This window comes from Candidatus Thioglobus sp. (assembly GCF_028599055.1).
Classification (GTDB): domain Bacteria; phylum Pseudomonadota; class Gammaproteobacteria; order PS1; family Pseudothioglobaceae; genus Thioglobus_A.
The window spans coordinates 16507-19157 of the sequence record NZ_JAQRMS010000010.1; the positions used below are offsets into that span (position 1 = coordinate 16507).

Genomic DNA, 2651 nt, shown 5'->3' on the forward strand with positions numbered 1-2651 from the left:
TGAGCAATGGTGTTGATATCTGCATATTCTAACTCGCCACCAATCGGAATGCCGTGTGCAATACGAGTAATTTGCACATTAAATTGCTTAGCCATGTTGCTAATGTAGTGTGCGGTTACCTCGCCTTCAACTGTGGCATTGGTAGCAAGAATAATTTCTGTTATTTGATTATCTGAAAGTTTTTGCTCTAACTCACCCAGTCCAAGCTCACTAGCGCCAATGCCGTCAATGGGGGATAGATAGCCGCTTAGTACAAAGTATTTTCCTTTGTAAACCCCACTTTGTTCAATCGCATGAATGTCAGTTGGTGTCTCTACAATACATAACTGAGTGCTATCACGCGTATCGTTACTACAAATATTGCAGATATTTTTCTCACTCAGGGTTCGACAAGAGGTGCAATGTTGCACGTGCTCCATGGCGTTAACTAGGGCTTTGGCGAGCTCAAAGCCGCCATTACGATCACGCTCCAACAAGTGATAAACAAAGCGTTGAGCGGTTTTACTACCCACACCAGGTAGTGCACAAAACGCTTTATTGAGTGATTCAATCATTAGTAGCTATTAGAATGGTAGATTCATGCCACCAGGTAAGTTCATGCCACTAGTTGCGCCTTTCATTTTTGCTGCCGAAGCGCTAGAGATTTGCGTAGTAGCGTCATTTATTGCCGTTAAAATTAAATCTTCAAGCATGTCCTTGTCATCCATTACCATCTCATCAATTTTAACATTTGTCGCTAGGTGTTCACCATTGATGGTAACTTCAATCGCGCCGCCAGCAGCCTTTCCAGTAGCGGTTAATGCTTTAATTTCTTCTTGTGCCTTTTGCATGTTGTCTTGCATTTGCTGGGCTTTTTTCATCATTCCAGCCATTCCGCCTTTAAGCATAATATCTCCTAGTGTTTGGTTATCTCTTTAATTGAATTAATGTCAACTTTTGCATTAAAAGTTTGCTCTAGTTTTTGCACAATTTCGTCACTTAGAAACTCTTGTTGAATGGTGGCTAAGTATTGATTATGAGCCTCGGTTTCTTTTTGTGCAAGGGTTTGCTCTGTTGGTTTGTTTAACTCAATCACCAGGGTTAAATTTGGGTATTGAGTCTTAAGAATTTCAAGAATATTTTTTTGTACGTGGTCACTCAATAAATTGGCAAATTGCTCATCTAGTGTGAGTGTTAACGTGTTGTTTTTAAACGAAGTAAACAGGGTATTTTTAACCAACATTTTAGCGCCACCAGAAAAATGAAGCGTTTGACTTAGCGTTTCCCATTCTTGTTGACTGGAAATTTTTGATGTGTTGCTTGGCTGTGTTTCTACCGCCTCTTTATAGTCTACCTTTGGCGCCTCTGATGCTGTGCTGTTATTATCACTAGTCGGGCGACTAGGCTTGATTTTTAGAGTTTTTTTTTCCGAAGGGTTTTGACTTTGAATGTCTGAATGAAAAGCCAGCATTCTCAGTAATGTCATCTCAAAGCCAATCTGTTCGCTCGGGGCAAGCGACATATCCTTGCTACCATTAATGGCCATTTGATAAAAAATTTGCAAATCTTGGTTGCTGATGGCTTGCGACAGTTCTTTAATATCAGTATCAGTCTCATCATTAACAATTTGTGCCAAAGATATTTGATGAAATAAAGAGCTTAAATCTTTTAAGGCATTGGTTAAATTCTCGCCACGATGAGCCAAGTCTTTGATAAATTCAATCACCGCTTTAGCATCTTGATTAAATAGATGTTTGGCTAGGGTGATAATATCATCATGATGAACCAAACCAAGCATGGCTTTAATATCTTTACTGGTGACTGTGCCATTGCCATAAGAAATTGACTGATCTAGCAAGCTTAATGCGTCACGCATTGAGCCATTGCCAAACGTGGCAATTTGAGCTAGCGCTGCTTCTTCATAGCTTAAATTCTCAGCATCCATAATAAACTTAAGCTGGCCCAATATTTCTTCATGAGTTAGCTGTTGCAAGGTAAATTGCAAACAGCGTGATAGAACTGTTACAGGCAGCTTTTGCGGATCAGTCGTCGCTAACAAAAACTTTACATGTTCAGGTGGCTCTTCAAGGGTTTTTAGCAGTGCATTAAAGCTACTTTTTGAAAGCATGTGTACTTCATCAATCAGATAAATCTTATAGCGATTTTTAGTCGGCATGTACTGCGCATTTTCTAAAATATCGCGCATGTTATCCACGCCTGTGTGAGAAGCAGCGTCTAGTTCAATCAAATCAACTGACTGACCCTTGTCAATTTCCAAACAAGTAGGGCAAGACCCGCAAGGCGTAGAGCTTACACCTGCCTCACAATTAATAGATTTAGCAAAGATGCGAGCAATGGTGGTTTTGCCCACACCACGCGTACCAGTAAATAAAAAACCGTGATGCAGACTATTAGCATCGAGTGCATTAACCAAGGTTTTTTTAGCATGAGTTTGCCCAACTAATTCGCCAAACGTATGCGGGCGATATTTGCGTGCTAGGACTTGATAATGGTCACTCATACTAAAAAGAATAATTCAAAAGTGGCAGCACCCAGAATAACATCCAACACATAAAAAAATTACTACCGTTGCTTCCTTCCGGACCTGGCGGGGTTTGTAACCATTTATTGCAGGCGCACCCTAAGCACTACCAAAAATTATTTTACGCGAA

3 protein-coding genes and 1 other RNA gene are annotated in these 2651 nt (G+C 40.4%); all 4 read right to left on the bottom strand.

The annotated features are described in order from the left end of the window. Positions 1 to 554, bottom strand: a 554-nt coding sequence (gene recR, locus PSN35_RS01550; protein ID WP_300028595.1) for a recombination mediator RecR, incomplete at its 3' end; no start/stop codon positions are given. Between the two features lie 9 nt (positions 555 to 563). Continuing rightward, complete coding sequence (locus PSN35_RS01555; RefSeq protein ID WP_300028597.1) at positions 564 to 887, bottom strand: YbaB/EbfC family nucleoid-associated protein; 324 nt, start codon at positions 885 to 887, stop codon at positions 564 to 566. 8 nt (positions 888 to 895) lie between these two features. Next, the gene (gene dnaX / locus PSN35_RS01560; RefSeq protein WP_300028599.1) at positions 896 to 2500 is read right to left on the bottom strand and encodes a DNA polymerase III subunit gamma/tau; all 1605 of its coding nucleotides are present in this window, start codon (positions 2498 to 2500) and stop codon (positions 896 to 898) included. Positions 2501 to 2528: 28 nt separating this feature from the next. Then, positions 2529 to 2624, bottom strand: an RNA gene (ffs, locus tag PSN35_RS01565) — signal recognition particle sRNA small type. Positions 2625 to 2651 lie beyond the last annotated feature (27 nt).